Raw genomic sequence first — 18,421 nt, 5'->3', positions numbered from 1 at the left:
ATCAGACTCCATTGAGCCCCCTCGGATCCGGCTGCGTGAACGTGTCGGGGGATGTTACTCGCCGGAGTCGTCCGCTGTGCCTGATTCGGGAAACCGGACAACCGCACATTCGTACCCAGTGGACAGTGCAGGGCTAGCGGTCGTCGACCGTGTCGGGGTGCGGGTCGTGTTGGTGCGGTTTGGGTCTGGTGACCTCTGTGATGCGCGGATGGTCCGCCTGCTGCGGCAGAACCACAGCCCGTGTGATCCTCGTGCGCGTCACGCGGCTCAGGTGGCGGCGGCGGGAGCAGGCGGCAGGTGAACGGTCATGATCAGACGGCAGGACTCGGTGCCCGTTCCACGGTAGGTGTGCGGTGCGTCGCGTGATCGTCGCCCTCTACCCCGTTGGCACGGTCCTACTCGCCTGCGGGGTGACCACAGCACGCGTCCACCGTGGCCAGTTCCTGGAGCCTGGGCACCGCCGCTGTGGCGTGAGCTTGCTCGCTGTGAGCTGACCCCGAAACGAAGGAGGACAACATGTTGGTTCACCCCTGGGACGCAAGCCTGTACAAAACCGAATGGCAGTCCCCGCGCGTCAGCAGCGTCGCCGCCTGGATCGCATCGAGCCTTGGAACGCCTGACGCCGGGTCTGATGATCGCGGGTTCAGGCAGCCCCCCGCGCGAGTGGATCTCGAGCTTGACGCAGAAGAACGAGGGTGGGTTGGCGATGATTTCGTCACGGTGACGATAAGTGGAGCGCGGGGACCGGTGAATGTCACGGTCTCGACCTCGAGGGGTCGGGAAGGTGTTCACGGGATGCTTGCCATCGAACGACAGACGGCGCTAAGCGCCCACGCTCCTGGTCGGAGACTCTGCCTGTTGGCGTGCTGAAGGCTGTGTGCTGGTTCCGCAGACAAGGCATGATCATCTGCGGGTAGTGTGCTCGTCGACCTGGGAGCAGGCTCGCCGTTGGGTGCGGGGATGGGTTTCGTACATGCGCAGGGCGAGGCTGCAGGCGGAGGCGAGGCTCAGGGCGGCGGCTGCCCAGACAGCAGCGCGTAGGTCGGTGAGGTCGGCGACGATGCCGCCGAGGACAGCGCCGGCTGCGTATCCGCTGTCGCGCCAGAGGCGGTAGACGCCGACGGAGCGCGCGCGCCAGCTGGGGTGGGCGACGTCGCCGATGGCGGCCAGCAGCGTGGGGTAGACCATCGCTGTTCCGGTACCGAGCAGCACGGTGGCCAGTGCCCATGTGGGGAAAGTGCCGGCGACGGCGATGAGCGCCAGGGCTGCGGCTTGGGTGAGCATGCCGACGGTGATGAGGTGTTTGCGCCCCCACCGGTCGGACAGCGCTCCGGTGGCGAGTTGGCCCGCTCCCCAGACCGCGGGGTAGAGCGCGACCAGCAGGCCGACCTGGCCGACGGGCAGTCCGGCGCCGGTGAACAGCAGGGGGAACAGGCCCCAGGACAAACCGAAGTTGAGGTTGTTGACCAGGCCGGCCTGGCTGGCCGAGGACAAAGCCGGTTCGGTGAGGGTGGTGCGGGTGAAGACGTGCCGGTTGGTCAGCTCGGTGTGGCCGTCGTCGGAACCGTGGTGGGCGGCTTCGAGGCGGGCGTGCTCGCGGGTTTCGCGGACCACCAGCGTCGACAGGGCGAGGCCGAGCACGACGTAGGCCGCGCCGAGCAGGAACGGTATGGGGCGCAGCCCGAAGTGCTCGGCGAGATAGCCGGCCAGGGCCGAGGTGACTGCGACCGCGCCGTATCCGGCTGCTTCGTTGAAGCCCAACGCCAGTCCACGTTGGCGGGGCCCGACGAGGTCGACTTTCATGATCACAGTGGTTGACCAGGTCAGCCCCTGGTTGATGCCGAGCAGGAGGTTGGCGGCGACGATCCAGCTCCAGTTGGGAGCGAAGATCAGCATCGCTGGCACGGGAATGGCGATCAGCCAGCCGGCGATCAGCACGGGTTTGCGGCCGAAGCGATCCGACCAGGTGCCGGCGAAGTAGTTGGTGGTGGCCTTGCTGAGCCCGAACACGAGCACGTAGCTCAGCAGGAACGTGTAGCCGGTCAGGTGAAACTCCTGCTCGGCCAGCAGCGGCAGCACGGTTTGTTCCTGGCCGACCATGCCGCCGACCAGGGCGTTGACAACAACGAGCAGGCTGAACTGGGCCAGGTTGGCGCGCAGACCCAACCGCAGAGCGGTGGTGCTCATTCCCCCTCCTCCAGGGAACGTCCAGTGGTTGTGGCCCAGTCCTGCGGGCCGCCTTCGAGGACGGCGAGGTCGCGGTGCCCGGCCTGTTCGAGCAGGCTGGCCGCGCCCATCGCACGCTCGCCGTGCCCGCACATCACCACCGTCGGGGCGTGTGGCAGTCCGTCGGCACGGTCGGCCAGGGCGCCGAGTTCGACATGGGTGGCCCCGGCGACGTGTCCTTCGACGAACTCGATGTCCTGGCGCACGTCCAGCACACGCTGGTGGGTGATCTCGTCGGCGCAGAGCAGGCGGGTACTGCTGGTGGGCTGTCCGTCGGAGGTCCAGGCGGGCATGCCGCCGTCCAGTTCGCCGACGAGGTCGATGCGGCCGATCTTGGCGGCTTGCCAGGCGATCTCGGTCGGGTCCTGTTCCTCCGACCGGACGATCACCAGTGGGTGCTCGGGCGAGGTCAGCCATCCCAGCCAGGAAGCGAACGCCGGTCGCAGCGGAATGGACAGCGCCCCGGGGACGTGGCCGGTGGCGAACTGGCGCACCGGGCGCACGTCGACCACCTGCGCACCTTCGGCTTGCAGCGACCGCACCCGTGCCCCGTCCAGCGCCGGAAGGCCAGGGTCGGCGTCGAGCACGGCAGGCCCACGCCGGTTGTACTCGGCCAGCCTCAGGAAGTACGGCGGGAAGCTGCCCAGCGAGTCGAGCAGGGCCGTCACGAAGGTGTCCTCGTCCCGGGCCCGCAGTAGCGGGTTGGTCGCCTTTTCCGCGCCGATGGTGCTGGTGCGCTGCGCACCGGGCGGGGCCGAGCAGAACGATCCGGCGCCGTGGGTGGGCCAGACCGCCACCTCGTCGGGCAGAGCTGCCAGGCGTTGCAGCGAGGCATACTGCTGCCGTGCCAGCGACTCGGTCTCGTCCGGAGAGACCAAGTCGGTGCGCGCCGCCGCACCGACGATCAGCGATCCACCGGTGAACACGCCCTGCGGTCGGTCGCCGTCGAGAAGCAGGAAGGCCAGGTGCTCGTGCGTGTGCCCGGGTGTGGCCAGCGCCAGCAGCCGCAGCCCGCCGAGGTCTATCTCGTCACCGTCGTGCAATCCGGTGTGGGCGAACTCCCGGTGCCCGGCCGCAGAGGCGAGTACCTGGGTTCCTTCGGTGGCCGCCAGCTGGCGCATGCCGGAGACGAAGTCTGCGTGCAGGTGTGTATCCGCGGCAAACGCCAGCCTCAGGCCACGTCGCCGGGCGGCCTGCCATGCGCCTCGTAGATCGAGGCTTACATCCACGACCAACGCGCGTCCGTCACCCAGATCGACCAAGTAGGCCGAGTTGCCCAGCCCCTCATCGACCAGCGGAACCAGATCCACCGTGCTCATCGCAACACCTCCCGTCGGAGTGGCTTTTCCTGACGCGGTCTCCGTTATACACTATTCCACGGAATATTGGAGGAAAGATGGCTAATCATTATGCCAAGGCAGCGCTGTTCGACCAGTTCGCCCGCGTCGGCAAGGCACTGGGCAGTGGCAAGAGGCTCGAACTGCTCGATCTGCTCGCCCAGGGCGAGCGCACCGTGGAGTCGTTGGCCCGCACGGCCCAGCTGGGCACCACCACCGCCTCGGCGCATTTGCAGACCCTCAAGCAGGCGAACCTGGTCACCACCCGCCGGGAGGGAACCAAGATCTACTATCGGCTGGCCGGCACTGACGTCGCCGCGCTGTACGCGTTGGTACGCAACGTGGCCAGTGCCCACCTGCCCGACGTAGCCACGACCAGCACCGCCTACCTCGGCCCGGACGATGCCGAGCACGTCAGCCGCGAGGAACTGCTCCGCCGAGCCCAGGACGATAACGTGATCGTGCTCGACGTGCGCCCCCGTGAGGAATACGAGGCCGGACATATCCCCGGCGCGGTATCGATCCCGCTGGAGGAACTGGCCGGCAAGCTCGACACCATCCCGGCCGACCAGGAGGTCGTCGCCTACTGCCGCGGCCGCTACTGCGTGCTCGCCCACGACGCGGTGCGCTTGCTGACCACCCACGGGCGCACCGCCCACCGCCTGGACGACGGGATGCTCGAATGGCGACTCGCCGACCTGCCCGTGGTCACCACCTGATAAGCACCACACGCCCCGCGGCCGCAGCGCGCCCGCTGACGACCCGGCCCCGCCTGCCGACGGCAAGGCCGCCGAGCGCGACGTCGGTCAACTGGACGCGGAATTGCCACGACGACCCACCCGGCACCGCTGCTTGATCCACCACTTTCCCTGAAGGAACCGTGATGACCACCGCGACCGCGGCCGCACTGCACCCTGCCCAACGACGCATCCTGACCGTCCTCGTTGCCGCACAGATCCTCAGCGGGGCCGGGCTGGCCGCCGGCATCACCGTCGGTGCCCTGCTGGCCGAAGACATGCTCGACACCACGAGCCTGTCCGGCCTGCCCAGCGCCCTGTTCACCGCCGGATCGGCCGCAGCGGCCGCGATGATCGGACGCACCTCCCAAAACCGGGGACGTCGCACGGGCCTCGCGGCCGGATACGCCGTCGGGGCGTTGGGAGCGCTCGGTGTCGTGGTCGCCGCCACCATCGACAACGTCACGCTGCTGTTCATCGCCCTGATCATCTACGGGTCCGGCACCGCCACCAACCTGCAAGCCCGCTACTCCGGCGCCGACCTGGCCACCCCCGGCCACCGTGCTCGCGCGCTGAGCACCGTGCTGGTGGCCACCACCCTCGGCGCCGTCGTCGGCCCCAACCTGGTCACCCCGCTGGGCACGCTGGCCAGATCCTGGAACATCCCGCCGCTGGCCGGACCCTTCCTGCTGGCCGCCGTCGCCTACGGCGCCGCCGGAATCGTGCTGTGGACGCTGCTGCGCCCCGACCCCCTGCTCACAGCGCGCACCCTGGACGACCCGGACACACCCCGACCGGGGCGCAGCACCGTAGCCTCGGCAACCTCGGCCGACAACAGGCGCCTCGTGCTGCTCGGGGCCGCGGTCATGGTCCTGGCCCACCTGGTCATGGTCGCGATCATGACCATGACCCCGATCCACATGCAGCACCACGGACACTCCGTCGGCGCGGCCGGAGCCGTCATCGCGGTGCACATCGCCTCGATGTACCTGCCGTCTCCCCTGAGCGGTTTCCTCGTCGACCGCTACGGCCGAATGCCCATCGCCGGCGCCTCCGGCCTCACCCTGCTGGCGGCGGGCCTGGTGGCCGCCTTCGCCCCACCACAGTCAGGCGTGCTGCTGGCAATCGCGCTCGGACTGCTGGGGCTGGGATGGAGCCTGGGACTGGTCAGCGGCACCGCGATCATCACCGACAACACCTCACTGGTCACCCGCGCCAAAATCCAAGGCCTGGTCGACGTCACCATCGCCCTCGCCGGAGCAGGCGGCGGACTGGCCTCCGGAATGATCGTGGCCACCGGGAGCTACACCCTGCTGTCCCTGGTCGGGGGGCTTCTCGCCGTGATCCTGCTGCCCCTCCTCGCGCTCGCCACACGAACCAACAGCACCTCGCCCTCCGGCGGTCATCAGCCAGCCCATGAGCCACCACTCGATCAGCCACTCTCATCGGCATCCAGGACCGAGGGACCACGCAGTGGCCGCAGTCCAGCCAGATCCGGCAGGAGGAATGAGTAGCGGCCGAGCATAACGAACAGAATGGCGGTTCACGGCTTAGCGCCGTTGTCGTTCGGATGTTCCTAAAGTCCCGAATCCCTCCTCCGGGGCCGCGGCACGTGTTGAGGTTGACCTCGGGTCAGGGTTCACACTGCATCGCATGAACTTCTCGAACTCGACCTGTTCGTCCGATTCGACCTGGACCGGTATGGTGCCGGTCGAAGACACCGCGCTCGCCGTGACCGATACGCGTGGGCCCGGCTGTCCCGTGGTCTATCTCAACGGTTGTTATGCCGATCAGTCGCACTGGCGGCGCGTCATCGATGAACTCGGCAGCGGCTGGCGACACATCACCTATGACGAGCGTGCCCGCGGCAGATCGAAGCGCTCCGCGGACTATTCGTTCGAGGCGTGCGTCCGTGACGTCGATGCCGTCCTCGAAGCGAGGAACGTGGACCGGCCGATACTCGTCGGCTGGTCCTACGGGGCCGCGCTCGCGGTGCACTGGGCCAACCGCAACCCGGACCGCGTCCTTGGGGTGGTCCCGGTCGACGGTGCGATGCCGTACGACTGGATCGACGACGCGGCCCGGGAACGGATCCGGACGTTGTTCCGCCGGTTGCGTTGGATGTTCCCGATCGCCCGTCGGTTGGGCCTGGCGGCACGGTTCTCCGCCGAGCAGCACGCCGAGGTCAACATCGGGATCAACGAGAGCCTCGGCGCCCTCGGCCCCGTGCTGGACGGCCTGACCTGCCCGGGCCGATGGGTGATCGCCTCGGGAGGCAATCTCGGTGGCGGAGCCGAGGAGATGGAACGGGCTCGCGCTACTCTTACCCCCGCACTCGCCCGCAACCCGCACCTCGAGGTGAACGCGAAGGTCGCGAGCAATCACTCGAAGATCCTGCGCAAGGATTTCCGGGCCGTCGCCGACGCGGTTCGCGAGATCGCCTCCGCCCACGAAGCCCCACGTTCCCACGAGGTGACCTGACAGATGGCCTATGGCGTCACGATCGGCCAGGCGGCGACATTCGCAAGTGTCACGGTCAAGACCGTGCGGCACTATCACAAGCTTGGCTTGCTCGAGGAACCACCGCGTGACCGCTCCGGCTACAGGCGGTACAAATCGGACGAGCTGCTGCGGCTGGTTCAGATCCGTACGTTGGCGGCCGCGGGCGTGCCGTTGGCCGAGATCGGGGCCGTGCTCGACGCGGATGTCGAGCAGTTCGGTGCGGCGATCGCCGATGTGCGGCGGCGCCTGACCGAGCAGATCACGGAGCTGATCGCGCGGCGCGAGACGCTGCACCAGCTCGCCGAGGGAGACCGGGCCCTGCTGCCCGACCGCGCTCTCGATCTGCTGCACCGGATGTCCGACCTCGGCTTCGAGGCTGACTATGTGACCACCCAGCGGGAAGCCCTGGTGCTGTCCCTGGCGCTGGTACCCGAGGGTTTCGACAGCTTCCTGACTCTGCTCGAACGCCGGCTCGACGACCCCGGATACGTCAACCTGGCCAAACGCTGCTGGGAGGCCGAGAACTGGCAGCCCGACGACCCCTGTATCGAGGAACTCGCGACCGCCGTGGCCGAGCACTTTCTCGCCAACCCCACGCTGCTGGGGGATTCCACCGGTCTGCAGGCCTGGTCCGACGCTGTCCCGCAATACAGAATGATCAACTACCACCGACAGGACCGGATGCCGATCTCGGCCCGGTTGACCGCGCTCATCGAGGCCGAACTCCGCTCGGCGGGCGTAGCGGTCCCCCACCAATGAGGAAAGTACAGGGCCGAGCCACGGGACCAACCGACGAACACGGCCCGACATCGGAGTGTTCCCCGCTGCCCACCACGGGTCGCTGGTCTTATGAGCCCGGTTTCAACGTACGGCCGAACAGGTCCAGCAACGCCGCCCAGTGCCGTTCGGTGGCCTGCTCGTCGTAGGCGGCGGTGTCGGCCTGGGTGTAGCCGTGTCCGGCGCCCGGGTACACCTCGCTGTGGAACGACACCCCCGCCTCCGTCAGCGCCCGGTCGAGCCGCTCGATCTGCTCGGGCGGCAGGGCGTGGTCCTGATCGGCGTGGCCGAAGTAGAGCTCCGCCGTGATGTTCCCGGCCAGCAGATGCGGGCTGTCGGGCTCCTCGTTGGCCAGACCACCACCGTGGAAACCCGCCATGGCCGCCACCTGATCCGGATAGGTCCCGGCCGTGCGCAACGCCAGCACCGCCCCCATGCAGTAGCCGGTGACACCGACCGCTCCCCCGTCGGCCTCCGGCCGCTGTCGCAGCCAATCCAGGTAGGCACCGGCATCACGCATCGCCAGTTCAGGGGTCAGCGCCCGCATCATCGGACCGATCTCGTCGAAGATCTCAGGACGCCTGCCCGGGTCGATGAACTCGGGCAGCTCGACGACCGGGGCACGCCCGTGGCGGTAGAAGACGTTGGGCACCAGCACGGTGTAGCCGGCGGCGGCCAGCCGGTCGGCCATCGCGGTCAGGTGCGGACGTACTCCGAAGGCGTCCATGTACAACAGCACGGCAGGATGCGCGGCCCCGTCGTCGGGATGCGTCAGATAGGCGTCGGCGACCCCGTCCGGAGTGGGTACGTCCACCATGGTTCCCTGTACGGCAGTCATCAACCCTGTCCTTTCGTCCGAGGCGGTGGTGGCAACGGTGCGGTGAGCCGGATCCGAACAGCCGCCCCGCACCGTCACGGCCGTTCAGCCTATCCAGATCGCGAGCACCGCGCCGTGCCGGTAGCGAGCACACCGCTTCCTCGGCGGAGCGCCCGGGTCAGCCGCGCCGCAGCTGATCGCGCAGTGTTCGCGCCACCCACGCCATCAGCGCGTCGGCTTCGGGCTGATTGGCAGCGGCCACCCGGGATTCGGTCAGCGCGGCGATTCCGAAGGCCCGCCCGTCGGCGTGTTCGACCACGCCGATCTCGTGGCGCAGGTTGAGCAGTGTTCCGGTCTTGGACGCCCATGTCGAGGCGTCGGAGACGAATTCCGGGGCCAGGCGTTGCCGCAGCAGGTTGTTGGCCATGAGTTCGCGTACCCGCGTGCCGATGCTTCGAGGTATGCCGGAGGGGATCCACAGTGCCTGCAGCAGGTCGACGAGGGCTCTGGCAGAGCCCGCGTTGGCACGAGTGACGTCGAGTTGGGACACCGGGTGACCGTTCCCGGCGGTACCTGCGGTGATGGCCAGTGTGTGAGCGAGGGAGACCTCGGTGGGCTCGAGGCGTTCCGCGGGGGTGTCGGTGAGGTCGCTCATTCGGTGGCGTGCGGTGATGCCGTGCAGTTCCCACTGCCGCAGCAGCCGGGTGACCTCCTCGGGTGAGGTCAGGTCGAACAGTGCGTCGGCGGCCGTTCCGTCACTGATCGAAGTGCTCAGGTACAGCAGATCGTCGAGCGCCACGCGGGCCGGGTGGTGAAACCGGCTCAGTCCGGTCGGCCCCGGTGTGGTGATGCGGCCTGGTCGCACTTCGACCGTGGTGGAGCCGTCGAGCTCGCCGATGCGGATGCGTTCGAGTGTGGCGGCGGCCAGTGGAACCTTGATCAATGAGGCGATCGGGTACCACACGTCCGGGGCGATGCCGAGTTCGTGACCGGAGTGCAGGTCGCGTACGAGGAATGATCCCCGTAGCCCCCCGTTCTCGAGTTCCGCTCGCAGTCCCCTGGTCAGTGATTCGATGCTCATGCCGTCTCCTGTCCGCCCACTGTGGCTCCGAGTGCTCGTGCGACGACGTGCCGGAGCCGGTCGCGGATGCGTGTGGCGTCGGCGGCGACAACGGCCTCGATGTCGAAACCACGTTCGATCCGCAGCTCACCGATCGCCCGCCATGTCATTCCGAGTTCACGGGCCTGCGCGGCCGAGCACACCAGCAGGTCCGCCGAGCCCAGCACCTCGGCTGTGGCCGCGGTCAGCGAGTCGGCGACGGTGATCTGGGAGGGCCGCAGTCCGACGGCGTCGCGGGTTCGCACGAGGCGGTCCCGGATGTGCGGAACATCGTCCTCCGGTTGGATCCAGACCCGACGCCGCGGTAACCGGCCGGATCGTCCCACACGCAGGCTTTCCAAGTAGACCGAACCCGGGGCCAGTGCGGTAGTGCCTGCCAGCCCCAGTGGAACGGTCCACACACCGGTATCGGCGGGCACCGCCGTGACGGCCGCCCGTACCTGGTGCGTGCGCACCAGCTCGGAACGTTCGCCGGGTGGAGCCGGGTGGAACTCGAGGAACAGCTCGTGAGCACGTGCTTCGGAGTCGAGTTCGGCCAGGTCGCGAGTGGTGCAGGTTTCGGGGACGGCGATCCGTAGCGGACGGAACCTGGCGTGGTGGGCGTCCTGCTCCATCGCGTCGGCGAGTCGGACCAGGCGTCGTGCGGAGGGAAGCATGTCCCTGCCGAACGGTGTCAGTACCGCCTTCCTGTTCGAACGGTCGAACAGCAGCTCACCGAGATGGCGTTCCAGTGCCGAAACCCGACGGCTGGCCACCGACTGGGGAATACCGGCCAGTGCGGCACCACGAGTGAAGCTTCCCGCTTCGCTGACTGCCACGAACGCCTTGCAACCACCCACCAGGTCCACAGCCACAGCTTATACGCATTCGGCATTGAATCATCCGTTCGTGACTTGGACAGGATGAGTCGGGGCCGATGAGACTGCTCGGGACAAGCGACGACGAAAGGAACCGCCTTGTTCGTACGGCGTGCCTGCGGAGCCCTCCTGGCTTCGGCGGCCCTGCTCACCCTGGTCGGCTGCACCGGTGTCGAGGCCGAGCAGCCTGCTCCCGCACGGAACTCGACGACCGTGCCCTCCGCCGCATCGGTCCCCCACGAGGACTTCGAACGACTCGAACGTGAATTCGACGTCAGCCTCGGTGTCTACGCCGTCGACACGGCGACGGGACGGGAACTGTCCTACCGTGCCGATGAGCGTTTCGCCTATGCCTCCACGCACAAGGCGCTGACGGCGGCAGCGGTGCTGCGGCGAACCTCGCTGGAAGGACTGGACAAGCGGATCACCTACGATCGCTCCGATCTCGTCGCGTACTCGCCGGTCACGAAGAAACACGTCGACAGCGGTATGACCCTGCGTTCCGTGCTCGACGCCGCCGTGCGCTACAGCGACAACACCGCCGCGAACCTCATGTTCGACGAGCTCGGCGGCCCCGAGGGGCTCAGCGCGGTGCTGCGCGAGATCGGTGACGCCACCACCCACGTCGACCGGATCGAGCCAGAGCTCAACGCGACCGAACCCGGTGACATCCGCGACACCAGCACCCCGCGCGCACTGGCAACCAGCCTGCGTGCTTTCACCGTCGGAAACGCGTTGCCGAAGGACGAACGCGCCGTGCTCAACAGGATGCTGCGCAACGTCACCACCGGTGACGAGCTCATCCGGGCCGGGGCCCCGGACGGCTGGCGGGTGGGGGACAAAAGCGGCGCCGCCGACTACGGCACCCGCAACGACATCGCCGTGCTGTGGCCACCGAAACGGGCACCCATCGTGCTCGCGGTGCTGTCCGACCGGGACGCCGCCGACGCCGAGTACGACAACGCGCTCATCGCCCGAGCGGCCGAGGTGGCGCTGCGGTCGTTCCGATGAACGCTCGGACGTCGATGCCAGTGGCACCAGTACACTCCGCTCGGTGAGGACAACGCACTGTCCTCGGAAACGTGACGGGCCGATGTTGACGGGTATGGCATGACGACGATCGAGTGGGCCGACTTCGAACGGGTCGAGCTTCGAGTGGGGACCGTCGTCGCCGCCGAGTCGAATACGGCAGCACGCAACCCCTGCTACGTGCTCTCGGTCGATCTCGGTGAGCACGGCGTGCGCACGTCCAGCGCCCAGATCACCGAGTACTACACGCCCGAGGACCTGCTGGGGCGTCAGGTGTTGTGCGTCTGCAATTTCGAACCCAGACGCGTAGCGGGCGTGAAATCGGAAGTGCTGGTCACCGGTGTCCACGACGAGCACGGGGGCGTCGTGCTCGCCGGCTTCGAGTTCCCCGTCCCGAACGGCCACCGCCTCGTCTGAGGCGGCTCGCCCGGACTTTTCGTCAAGCATGAGCCCCGGATCCTGCTGCGTCGACATCACCGACGGCGGTGGAACATTCTTTCCCGCTCGTCGGTGATGTTTCCCAGACGGCGCGTGGCGGTTCCGTGCACTCCCGTGGTTGTCGAGCCGGTGGAACTCCTCGACCAGTGGATTCGCGAGTCGGCTCTCCCGGCATCGAGTTCCCGCCGACAGCAAGGGCTGGCTGACCACGTTCCTCCGGTGGCCATCAGCAAAAGGTCCACAATGGATATTTCCACCACGGGCCGCTGCTGTCCATGGTTGTCGCGAATCGGATGCGGCCAACGGAAGGAAGAACATGAGGGTCCTGGTGATCGGTGCGGGTGCGGTCGGCGGCTGTGCCGCGTTACGGCTCGCCGAAGCCGGTGTCGAAGTCACACTGCTGACGCAGCAGGAGCCCGCCGACACGCTGTCCGCGCACAGTTTCGGCTGGGTCAACGCCATCGACAACAAGCACACCGGCTACTACGAGCTGAGCGTCGAGGCGTTGGCGGCACACGAACGTCTGGCCGCCGACACGGTCGACGCGCCGCAGTGGTTGTTCCGGAAAGGCAACCTGCACTGGGGATCCGACGAGGCGAGCGCGGATGCCCAGCGCCTCGTCGCCGACAGGTACCACGAGCTCGGCTATCAGGTCGAGGGGAAGATGCCCTCCGAGGTGCTCCGCGACCTGGAGCCGGGATTGAGCCTGGAAAACGTCGTCGGCCCCGTCCACTTCTACCCCAACGACAGGCACGTCCTCGGTGGCCTCATGCTGTCCGCCGTGCTGGCCAGGGCCCGCGCGGCCGGTGTGCGGGTGCGGAGCGGTGAGCGGGCCGAGGGCGTGTCCGGTTCCAGTGTCCGGCTGAGGAGTGGGGCGGAGATCACCGCCGACGCCGTGCTGTGCTGCGCGGGTCGGGGCAATGTGGATCTGATACCCGACCTGCCGTTGCTGCCGCCCGGCGTTCCGGAACGGCTGACTCGTGGCCTGCTGGTGCGCACCACACCGGTGGCCGAGCCGGTCACCCGGGTGATCCACGCACCTGGGCTGAGCATCCGGCCGCACACCGGCAACCGGTTGGTGCTGCACTGCCATGACCTCGACCGCACGCTCACCGAGGACCCCGATGCGGACGCCCTCGCGCAGCGGGTGCTCGCCAGGTTGCCGCACGTGTTGCCCGGTGCGGCCGGGGCCCGGGTGGAGAACGTCTTCGTGGGCGTGCGCCCGATGCCCAGTGACGGCATGTCCATCATCGGCCCGGTTCCCGGGAATGACGGTTGCTACGTGATCGCCACCCACAGCGGCGTGTCGCTGGGCCCGGTACTCGGCGAGATCGCGGCACAGGAAGTGCTCGGCACCCCGCACCCGCTGGCCGAACCGTTCCGCCCGACTCGCTTCTGAACCAGCCGGCCATGAGTGCACGGCACGTTCCCGGGCAGTGCGCGGACACGGCGAGCACGATGCCGCACCGGCCAACGGGATCGAAACCGCGCTGGTCCGGGTATGCACAGCTCTCGCCGCACCACAGCTGTCGGTCGGTGCTGCGCGGGCTGCCCGGTGGTTTCGAGTTGACCTTGCCCTCGGGGGCAGGGTTTAGCGTTTGTGGTGGTGACAGGGATACGGATCGGTGAGGTGGCCCGCAGGGCCGGCGTGACGACCAAAGCGGTGCGCTACTACGAGTCGCTGGGTTTGCTCGATCCCGCGCGGCTGGCCAATGGTTATCGGAATTACGGGGAGCACGACGTGCGGCTGGTGCGGCAGATCCGGGAGCTCGGTGAGCTCGGAATCCCCGCGGGACGTAGCCGGCCGTTCCTGGACTGCCTCACGGCCGGTCACGGGCACGCCGACGACTGCCCCGCCTCACTTGCCACCTACCGGGACGCCATCGACGAGCTCACGCACCGCATCGACGAACTGACCAACCGGCGGGCGGCGCTGCGCGAGCAGCTCGCGCGGGCCGCCCACCGGGGCGATGCCGACTCGTCGGCCGACACGGTTCGGCAAGCGGGAGCCCACCCGGCCCCGGCCGATGACTCGCCCACCCCTGACGGTGGCAGCGCCGAGCAGCTGCCCGGCACGCGGATGCCGGATCTACCGTTGCGTGACACCGACGGCGGAACGGTCCGCCTCGACGCACTCGGGGCGGGGCGCACGGTGATCTACGTCTACCCGCTCACCGGCAGCCCGCGGGTCGATCTGCCCGACGGTTGGGACACGATTCCCGGAGCACGCGGCTGCACTGCCGAGGCCTGCGGTTTCCGCGATCACCACCGGGAACTGCTGACAGCGGGCGCGGCAGGGGTGTTCGGCCTGTCCAGTCAACACTCCGAGTACCAGCGTGAACTGGTCGAGCGATTAGACCTGCCGTTTCCGATGCTGTCCGACCCCACGCACAACCTGGCCCGAGCACTCGGGCTTCCCACGTTCCGGGTAGATGGGCTGCGGCTGTACGAGCGGCTGACCCTGATCGTGCACGAGGGCCTGGTCGAGCACGTCTTCCACCCGATCTCCGCGCCGCGAGAGCACGCCGGGCAGGTGTTGAGTTGGCTCCGGGAGAACACCCTGCCGAGGAACCAGATCTAGTGGTCCTCGACAACCGTGATCGCGGCGGCCGGGCACAGTGTCGCGGCCTCACGGACCCGCGCCCGACGTTCCGGTGCCGGTGACTCCTCGAGCAGGAACGCGACTCCGTCCTCCTCGCGTTGGTCGAAGGTTTCCGGGGAGCTCATGACGCACTGCCCGGCGCCGATGCATTTCTCCTCGTCGATCTCGATTTTCATCGTGCCTCCGTTGGTTCTTCGCCAGTGGGACAGAAAACCGTCTCAATCGTACGCGGCATCATTTCCGAGAAGATCGTCTCAACAGAGGCGTGCACGAAGTGACAGTGAAACTCCGAACGTGACCACCTGCCCTGAGATGGGTCCGAGGGCGACCGACCGCCAGGTCGAGGCCACGCGCGGGCCGGGCGGCACGGCGCGCGGTACTACTCGGTCCGATCCGGACGAGTACCACCACGTGAATCGAGCCACCGCAGCACCTGCTCGCTGACGCCCACACAGCGAGCGGCTATCCCGACGTAGCGTTCGGCGAGCTTCTCCGGCGATACTGAACCGGCCGGGTCGTACCAGGTCACGATGGCCTGAAACATGCCGAGCAGCGCTCGTGCGGTGTCCGTGACACCAGCGGTGTCGAAAATCCCCCGTTGTGTACCCGTGTGCAGGATCGTGGCGAACAGGGTCTCGATCTCCTTGCGAAGCGCCGCGTAGTGTTCCCGGTTGACGGAGTCGAGGTGCCGCAGCTCGGAGTCCAACGAGGCCCACTGCAATCGATGTGTCATGCACAGCACGAGGCACTCGACCAGATTCGCGAACCGTTCCACGGGATCCTCGCTGCTTTCGGCGACCGCCTGGCGAGCACGGGTGACCAGTTCCCGGAGGCCGGACTCCAGCAGCGCGGCGAGCATCGCCTGCTTGTTCTCGTAGTGATAGTACAACGCGGGTACGGTGACCCCTACCCTGTTGGCGATCATCCGCACGGACGTTCCGTGGTAACCGTGCTCGTGAAACATCTCCAGGGCGCCACGCAGGATCGGTGACAGCTCCTCACCGGCGAATACGCGCCAATCGGATGTTGACACGTCCGCGGCGGGATCCCGTGAAGCTCGCACGGCAGACATCCCATCACACACGTACCCGCCGACTCCGCCCCTGTGCGGCGAAGCGAGACGAATCCTTCAGTTCGCGAGCACGTTCAACCGCTCGTCGAGGATCGAGTGCGCCTCGGTGATGATCCTGTCCACCAGCTCCGCGACGGTGGGAACGTCGTTGATCAACCCGAGCACGAGACCGGCGCTCCATATGCCGTGGTCGGGGTCACCGGTCTCGTAGACCTGGCTGCCCCGTGCCCCGGAAACCAGTTCCCTGACGTCTTCGAACGCCCCGCCCGAGTCCAGGATACGCACGACGTCGCGGCTGACCGCGTTCCGCGCGACACGTGCCGTGTTGCGCAACGGTCGAAAGATCAGCTCGGTGTCCAGCTCGGAAGCTCGCACCATCTGTTCTTTGATCCGTTCGTGAACGGGGGCCTCGCTGGTGCACAGAAATCGGGTTCCCATGTTGATCCCGTCGGCGCCGAGAGCCAGCGCGGCGAGCAGACCGCGGGCGTCTCCGAAGCCGCCGGAGGCGATCATCGGAACATCGATCGCGTTCGCCGCCGCCGGGATCAGCACCAAGCCGGGGATGTCGTCCTCACCCGGATGGCCCGCGCACTCGAAACCGTCGATGCTGACCGCGTCCACTCCCACACGCTGTGCCTTGACGGCGTGTCGAACACTCGTGCACTTGTGCAGTACCCGAACTCCGCCCTCGTGGAAGACCGGCACGTGCTCGGCCGGGTTGGCCCCGGCCGTTTCCACCACCGGCACGCCCGATTCGACGATGGCTTGGCGGTACTCCTCGTACGGCGGTGGGTTGATGGAGGGAAGGATCGTCAGATTCACACCGAACGGTCGATCCGTCATCTCCCGGCACCGAGCGATCTCCTTGACCAGGTCCTCGGGGCTCGGTTGGGTGAGTGCGCTGAGGAAGCCCAGCACTCCGGACTCCGCTGCCGCCGCGACCAGTTCCGCGCGGCCCACCCACTGCATCCCGCCGAGGGTGATCGGGTGCTCGATTCCGAACATGTCACAGAAGCGCGTTCGCACGGCATGTCTCCTGGTGCCTACTCGGCGACGTAGTGGTCTCGGGAACGCTGAGGGAAAGCGGAATACGGGTAGCGGAGGTCACCGGTCAGGCAATGCCATGCGCAGGGCGCCGTCCAGTCGGATCGTTTCCCCGTTGAGCATGGGGTTTCGACCTGTCACCACTGCTGAACTTCCCTCGATCAGCATCCCGATTCCTCCCGAACGGTCCGGCGGGTGCTCCCTGCGGACCCCCGACGGAGGCCCCGCCACGTGTCGAGGTCGTGTCTCGACCGGGCACCCGCGAAGCTTACTTATCGCTCGCTAAGTAATGATCTCACGTTATGGCCCGGGACGGTGGGTGTCAAGAACGTCCGCCGCGCTTCCCGAGAGGAGCTCGTGCTGGACGGGCAACGAATGGCCCCGGAACCTGCGTCTCGGAACGTGTCGCCGACGGCGACGAACATCCGCACGCACCGCTCGACCAGTTCGTCCTCCGAGAGACGCAGGTCTCGGCTCTTCCAGGTCGACAACGACTGCGCCAGGTTCCTGAGTACCACGTGATCGGGTGTGTGTCGGTCGAGCTTCGGTACGACGAGGGCGTCGCCTTCGCGGACGGCGGCGAGTGCCTGATCGAGACCAGGGCGGGCTCGGGTGGTTCCGGTCAGTCCGTGGTCAAGATAGATCCGCTCGTCGGCGATGCCGAGCTCGCCCAGCCGTTGGCGTTGGGCGGCGAGGTCTTGTTCGTCGGTGGAGCAGCGGGCGTAGCCGGTGATCGTCTCAGACATGATCGCGAGCGTACGTTTAGCCTCCGACGGCCGGAATTTTCATCGTATGGGGTATCTGCGACGTCGCACGTCCAGGCCACGACTCACGAAGCGCCATGTCGACGGGTGTATGCAAGGGGTCCCCTTACGGGCGCTCAACGCGCCCTAACACGAGAGTCCCCGCTCACCGGTTGGCTTTTGGTGAGAGGCGAGAGAGTCGCTGCCCAGCTACCCCGCATCAACGAACAGGCGCTTTTGTCGGTGGGAGCTGATTAACTAGCCGAATGTTCGAAACTCCCGATGAGCTCCACAGCCTCCAAGTCCTGCTCGACACGTCTTGGGCTGACTCCAGCAGCCATCTCAAGTCGATCATCCGTCCAGGTGAAAGCACCTTGGACGCCGAGCAGGTCGTCCGAGTCTGCCAAGGCATGTGCACCCTGGCCATCGCCACAGTCACCCGGCGCGGCGAGCCACGCATCAGTGGCGCCGACGGGCACCTCCTGCACGGCCGTTGGATCGTCGGCACCCACCGCCAAGCCGCTAAAGCCCGTCATCTCGCGGCGCGGCCCGGCATCAGCGCGACCTTCATGCGCGGCGAGCAGCTCGGCATTTTCACGCATGGACACGCCGTTCCGCTGAACCCCGAGGGGACGAGCAGCGACCCGACTTGGCCGACAATCCGCGACTACCTCGTCAACCACTACGACGGCGATGGCGACGATCCGTTCTGGGACGAGAACATCTGGTATCGCATCGACCCCAGCTGGATGGTCGCCTACAGCGCCGACCCCGTCGGGCTGCTCGACCAACAACCGTCAGGCTGAAGAGAGCTCGAGCGGGTCCACCTCAGGCCGTCATTCTGGGGCCAGTCGAGGTTGACATCTTTACGTCCAGAAGTTGACAGCGCGATCCATGTCGGCCACGCCGATCACGGGAAACCCGAGCCTGAGCACAAGGGTGGACTCGCGGTCGGGACGGCGCCAGCCGGGGCGCCAGTAGAACTCGTCGAGGTTGACCACAGCGATCCCCGTACGACGCCCGAGTTCACGGGCGAACGTCGTTTTCCTCGCCCCACCACTCCCGACGACCGCGATCCGACGCATACCTCGACAGGCTAACGCCCCGTCGGCGCCGAACA

Annotated in this window: 18 protein-coding genes and 2 pseudogenes; 9 read left to right on the top strand and 11 right to left on the bottom strand. The window is 67.4% G+C overall.

The window, feature by feature from the left end; genetic code table 11:
• Window positions 1-267 precede the first annotated feature (267 nt).
• From BM394_RS23810 to BM394_RS20125, 3 genes and pseudogenes are all read right to left on the bottom strand, one after another.
• Window positions 268-360, bottom strand: a pseudogene (locus tag BM394_RS23810) (XRE family transcriptional regulator); the annotation flags it as partial.
• Between the two features lie 543 nt (window positions 361-903).
• On the bottom strand, window positions 904-2,187 hold the full coding sequence (locus tag BM394_RS20130; protein ID WP_092980936.1) for an MFS transporter: 1,284 nt from the start codon (window positions 2,185-2,187) through the stop codon (window positions 904-906).
• Window positions 2,184-3,545 (bottom strand): MBL fold metallo-hydrolase, encoded by a 1,362-nt coding sequence (locus tag BM394_RS20125; protein ID WP_092980931.1) that lies wholly within the window; start codon window positions 3,543-3,545, stop codon window positions 2,184-2,186. The genes BM394_RS20130 and BM394_RS20125 overlap by 4 nt, the downstream gene beginning before the upstream one ends.
• A 77-nt stretch (window positions 3,546-3,622) precedes the next feature.
• On the opposite strand from BM394_RS20125, the gene BM394_RS20120 reads away from it, so the two are divergent.
• The 4 genes from BM394_RS20120 to BM394_RS20105 all read left to right on the top strand — a co-directional run bounded on the left by BM394_RS20120 (window position 3,623) and on the right by BM394_RS20105 (window position 7,561).
• Window positions 3,623-4,282 (top strand): ArsR/SmtB family transcription factor, encoded by a 660-nt coding sequence (locus BM394_RS20120; protein WP_092980926.1) that lies wholly within the window; start codon window positions 3,623-3,625, stop codon window positions 4,280-4,282.
• A gap of 164 nt (window positions 4,283-4,446) precedes the next feature.
• On the top strand, window positions 4,447-5,814 hold the full coding sequence (locus BM394_RS20115) for an MFS transporter (RefSeq protein WP_245780327.1): 1,368 nt from the start codon (window positions 4,447-4,449) through the stop codon (window positions 5,812-5,814).
• Window positions 5,815-5,953: 139 nt separating this feature from the next.
• A complete protein-coding gene (locus BM394_RS20110; protein WP_217643625.1) occupies window positions 5,954-6,781 on the top strand; it encodes an alpha/beta fold hydrolase in 828 nt (275 codons plus the stop codon).
• Window positions 6,782-6,784: 3 nt separating this feature from the next.
• Window positions 6,785-7,561, top strand: a complete 777-nt coding sequence (locus BM394_RS20105; RefSeq protein WP_092980924.1) for a MerR family transcriptional regulator — start codon at window positions 6,785-6,787, stop codon at window positions 7,559-7,561.
• Between the two features lie 88 nt (window positions 7,562-7,649).
• Here the strand turns inward: BM394_RS20105 and BM394_RS20100 are convergent, their stop codons facing one another.
• The 3 genes from BM394_RS20100 to BM394_RS20090 form a co-directional block, all read right to left on the bottom strand.
• The gene (locus BM394_RS20100) at window positions 7,650-8,417 is read right to left on the bottom strand and encodes a dienelactone hydrolase family protein (RefSeq protein WP_092981132.1); all 768 of its coding nucleotides are present in this window, start codon (window positions 8,415-8,417) and stop codon (window positions 7,650-7,652) included.
• Window positions 8,418-8,574: 157 nt separating this feature from the next.
• A complete protein-coding gene (locus BM394_RS20095; protein WP_092980922.1) occupies window positions 8,575-9,477 on the bottom strand; it encodes a serine hydrolase in 903 nt (300 codons plus the stop codon).
• Entirely contained in the window at window positions 9,474-10,370 is an 897-nt protein-coding gene (locus tag BM394_RS20090) for a LysR family transcriptional regulator (protein WP_342752761.1), read from the bottom strand. The genes BM394_RS20095 and BM394_RS20090 overlap by 4 nt, the downstream gene beginning before the upstream one ends.
• Before the next feature lie 102 nt (window positions 10,371-10,472).
• Between BM394_RS20090 and bla the strand changes: the two genes are divergently transcribed.
• The 4 genes from bla (at window position 10,473) to BM394_RS20070 (ending at window position 14,421) form a co-directional block, all read left to right on the top strand.
• Complete coding sequence (gene bla / locus BM394_RS20085; protein WP_092980919.1) at window positions 10,473-11,384, top strand: class A beta-lactamase; 912 nt, start codon at window positions 10,473-10,475, stop codon at window positions 11,382-11,384.
• Between the two features lie 99 nt (window positions 11,385-11,483).
• Window positions 11,484-11,819 (top strand): tRNA-binding protein, encoded by a 336-nt coding sequence (locus BM394_RS20080; RefSeq protein WP_092980917.1) that lies wholly within the window; start codon window positions 11,484-11,486, stop codon window positions 11,817-11,819.
• 337 nt (window positions 11,820-12,156) lie between these two features.
• Window positions 12,157-13,239 carry an NAD(P)/FAD-dependent oxidoreductase gene (locus tag BM394_RS20075; protein WP_092980915.1) on the top strand — a complete coding sequence of 361 codons (1,083 nt, stop codon included), beginning with the start codon at window positions 12,157-12,159 and terminating at the stop codon, window positions 13,237-13,239.
• A 216-nt stretch (window positions 13,240-13,455) separates the two neighbouring features.
• Window positions 13,456-14,421 (top strand): MerR family transcriptional regulator, encoded by a 966-nt coding sequence (locus BM394_RS20070; protein ID WP_092981127.1) that lies wholly within the window; start codon window positions 13,456-13,458, stop codon window positions 14,419-14,421.
• Here the strand turns inward: BM394_RS20070 and BM394_RS20065 are convergent.
• The 4 genes and pseudogenes from BM394_RS20065 to BM394_RS23105 all read right to left on the bottom strand — a co-directional run.
• Window positions 14,418-14,618, bottom strand: a complete 201-nt coding sequence (locus BM394_RS20065) for a ferredoxin (protein ID WP_092980913.1) — start codon at window positions 14,616-14,618, stop codon at window positions 14,418-14,420. The two genes, BM394_RS20070 and BM394_RS20065, sit on opposite strands and share 4 nt — an antisense overlap.
• 203 nt (window positions 14,619-14,821) lie before the next feature.
• Window positions 14,822-15,475, bottom strand: a complete 654-nt coding sequence (locus BM394_RS20060; RefSeq protein ID WP_217643623.1) for a TetR/AcrR family transcriptional regulator — start codon at window positions 15,473-15,475, stop codon at window positions 14,822-14,824.
• A gap of 96 nt (window positions 15,476-15,571) precedes the next feature.
• Window positions 15,572-16,519, bottom strand: a complete 948-nt coding sequence (locus BM394_RS20055; RefSeq protein WP_092980909.1) for an NAD(P)H-dependent flavin oxidoreductase — start codon at window positions 16,517-16,519, stop codon at window positions 15,572-15,574.
• Between the two features lie 461 nt (window positions 16,520-16,980).
• A pseudogene (locus BM394_RS23105) lies at window positions 16,981-17,304 on the bottom strand (recombinase family protein); the annotation flags it as partial.
• 263 nt (window positions 17,305-17,567) lie between these two features.
• Between BM394_RS23105 and BM394_RS20045 the strand changes: the two are divergent.
• A complete protein-coding gene (locus BM394_RS20045; RefSeq protein WP_092980907.1) occupies window positions 17,568-18,107 on the top strand; it encodes a pyridoxamine 5'-phosphate oxidase family protein in 540 nt (179 codons plus the stop codon).
• 60 nt (window positions 18,108-18,167) lie between these two features.
• On the opposite strand, the gene BM394_RS20040 is transcribed toward BM394_RS20045, so the two are convergent.
• Window positions 18,168-18,386: a P-loop NTPase family protein gene (locus BM394_RS20040; RefSeq protein ID WP_139235278.1), complete on the bottom strand. Its 219-nt coding sequence runs from the start codon at window positions 18,384-18,386 to the stop codon at window positions 18,168-18,170.
• Window positions 18,387-18,421 lie beyond the last annotated feature (35 nt).

The sequence above is a fragment of the Actinopolyspora lacussalsi subsp. righensis genome (assembly GCF_900116555.1).
Taxonomy (GTDB): domain Bacteria; phylum Actinomycetota; class Actinomycetes; order Mycobacteriales; family Pseudonocardiaceae; genus Actinopolyspora; species Actinopolyspora lacussalsi.
The sequence above is the reverse complement of the archived record's forward strand: the minus strand, read 5'-3'. Positions and strand labels throughout refer to the sequence as shown.

What these genes read in the sequence shown, in the direction of transcription:
- BM394_RS20075 (WP_092980915.1), top strand. Translation starts at nt 12,157, where the DNA reads ATGAGGGTCCTGGTGATCGGTGCGGGTGCGGTCGGCGGCTGTGCCGCG.
- BM394_RS20095 (WP_092980922.1), bottom strand. Translation starts at nt 9,477, where the DNA reads ATGAGCATCGAATCACTGACCAGGGGACTGCGAGCGGAACTCGAGAAC.
- BM394_RS20080 (WP_092980917.1), top strand. Translation starts at nt 11,484, where the DNA reads ATGACGACGATCGAGTGGGCCGACTTCGAACGGGTCGAGCTTCGAGTG.
- BM394_RS20105 (WP_092980924.1), top strand. Translation starts at nt 6,785, where the DNA reads ATGGCCTATGGCGTCACGATCGGCCAGGCGGCGACATTCGCAAGTGTC.
- BM394_RS20120 (WP_092980926.1), top strand. Translation starts at nt 3,623, where the DNA reads ATGGCTAATCATTATGCCAAGGCAGCGCTGTTCGACCAGTTCGCCCGC.
- BM394_RS20055 (WP_092980909.1), bottom strand. Translation starts at nt 16,519, where the DNA reads ATGTTCGGAATCGAGCACCCGATCACCCTCGGCGGGATGCAGTGGGTG.
- BM394_RS20125 (WP_092980931.1), bottom strand. Translation starts at nt 3,545, where the DNA reads ATGAGCACGGTGGATCTGGTTCCGCTGGTCGATGAGGGGCTGGGCAAC.
- BM394_RS20045 (WP_092980907.1), top strand. Translation starts at nt 17,568, where the DNA reads ATGTTCGAAACTCCCGATGAGCTCCACAGCCTCCAAGTCCTGCTCGAC.
- BM394_RS20115 (WP_245780327.1), top strand. Translation starts at nt 4,447, where the DNA reads ATGACCACCGCGACCGCGGCCGCACTGCACCCTGCCCAACGACGCATC.
- BM394_RS20130 (WP_092980936.1), bottom strand. Translation starts at nt 2,187, where the DNA reads ATGAGCACCACCGCTCTGCGGTTGGGTCTGCGCGCCAACCTGGCCCAG.
- BM394_RS20100 (WP_092981132.1), bottom strand. Translation starts at nt 8,417, where the DNA reads ATGACTGCCGTACAGGGAACCATGGTGGACGTACCCACTCCGGACGGG.
- BM394_RS20065 (WP_092980913.1), bottom strand. Translation starts at nt 14,618, where the DNA reads ATGAAAATCGAGATCGACGAGGAGAAATGCATCGGCGCCGGGCAGTGC.
- BM394_RS20110 (WP_217643625.1), top strand. Translation starts at nt 5,954, where the DNA reads ATGAACTTCTCGAACTCGACCTGTTCGTCCGATTCGACCTGGACCGGT.
- BM394_RS20040 (WP_139235278.1), bottom strand. Translation starts at nt 18,386, where the DNA reads ATGCGTCGGATCGCGGTCGTCGGGAGTGGTGGGGCGAGGAAAACGACG.